Genomic DNA, 1,360 nt, shown 5'->3' on the forward strand with positions numbered 1-1,360 from the left:
AAAAATCTATGGTCACCTCCATTTTTGCAACCCTGATTTTGATTAATGACGAGAGGCTTGCTTAAATCTATACGGCGTCTGATGGGATATTGTCCCGCGCCACGATGAAGTTCGCACCTGTGGAACCCTGAAAAAGGCGTCGGCTTCAGTGAGCCATTTTTTATGTCAGGTTCATCCACAGGTCGTTGTGCCGTTCAGGTCATCAATGATCAGTCGTCGCAAAACCAGATGGTAACTGTTAAACATCTAAGCAAGAGCTGGCAGTCCCGCTGTCAGCTCTTTTTTAATGGCTGTATTCTGTCCGGTGTGCCGTTATCGCCCACGCTATTCTTGCCAGCTTGTTCGCCAGCCCGCACGCAACCACGTTCGAACAATGTCGCGTCAGCTGTTCTTTTACCCAGTCAGCCAGCCGTCCCGGATGGTGTTCAATCCGCTGCATAAAGACGCGGGCACACTGCACCAGTAATCGTCGCAGTTTTTTATCCCCGCGCTTGCTTATCCCCATCAGCGTGTTTTTGCCACCGGTACTATATTGTCGCGGCACAAGTCCGGTAGATGCCGCAAAATCACGGCTGCTGGCAAAGTTTTTTCCGTCTCCCAGCTTTGTCGACAGCAGGCTGGCAGTGATCACCCCTACGCCCGGGATCGTTAGGAGACGCTGCGCTGACTCATCATCTGACAGATGATTTTTTAACTCCTGCTCCACCTCGTCTATCTGCTCACTCAGCCAGGTATGGTGCTGGCGTAGCCGCACCAGCAGACGAGCCAGATACGGTGGAAGTGCGTGTTCTTCCAGCAGTGCTTCGAGCCGCCTGATAACTGCAATACCCCGTGGCAGGCTGATGCCAAATTCCAGCAGGAACGCATGCATCTGATTAGTGGTTTTGACACGCTCTCTCACCAGCGACTCGCGCACCCGGTGAATGGCTGACATCGCCTGCTGTTCTTCAGTACGCGGTGCAACAAAGCGCATTGAAGGACGCGAAGCGGCTTCGCAGATGGCTTCAGCATCAATAAAATCGTTCTTGTTGGTTTTAACAAATGGCCGGACGAACTGCGGAGAAATGAGCTTCACCTGATGACCGAACGCACTGATGTGACGCGCCATGTAGTGTGCTCCAGCACAGGACTCCATCACCACAGTAGAAGCTGAGCAGGAGGAAAGAAAAGTGGTTAACTGTGAACGGGAGAACTTTTTACGTAATAAGGCATGCCCGTGTTTATCCTGAGCATGAACATGGAATGAGTGCTTGCCGAGATCGATACCAATGAGCGATACGTTTTGCATGATGATCCCCTTCAGAAAGAAAAACACCCTGTCAGCATAGCGCCCGACAGGGTGGAGGTGACCATCTCATTA

1 protein-coding gene is annotated in these 1,360 nt (G+C 51.7%); it reads right to left on the reverse strand.

All coding sequences use genetic code 11. The features are described from left to right. Positions 1 to 283 precede the first annotated feature (283 nt). A complete protein-coding gene (locus F3J38_RS27675; RefSeq protein ID WP_167144534.1) occupies positions 284 to 1,288 on the reverse strand; it encodes an IS110 family RNA-guided transposase in 1,005 nt (334 codons plus the stop codon). Positions 1,289 to 1,360 lie beyond the last annotated feature (72 nt).

Source organism: Candidatus Pantoea formicae (assembly GCF_011752625.1).
Classification (GTDB): domain Bacteria; phylum Pseudomonadota; class Gammaproteobacteria; order Enterobacterales; family Enterobacteriaceae; genus Pantoea; species Pantoea formicae.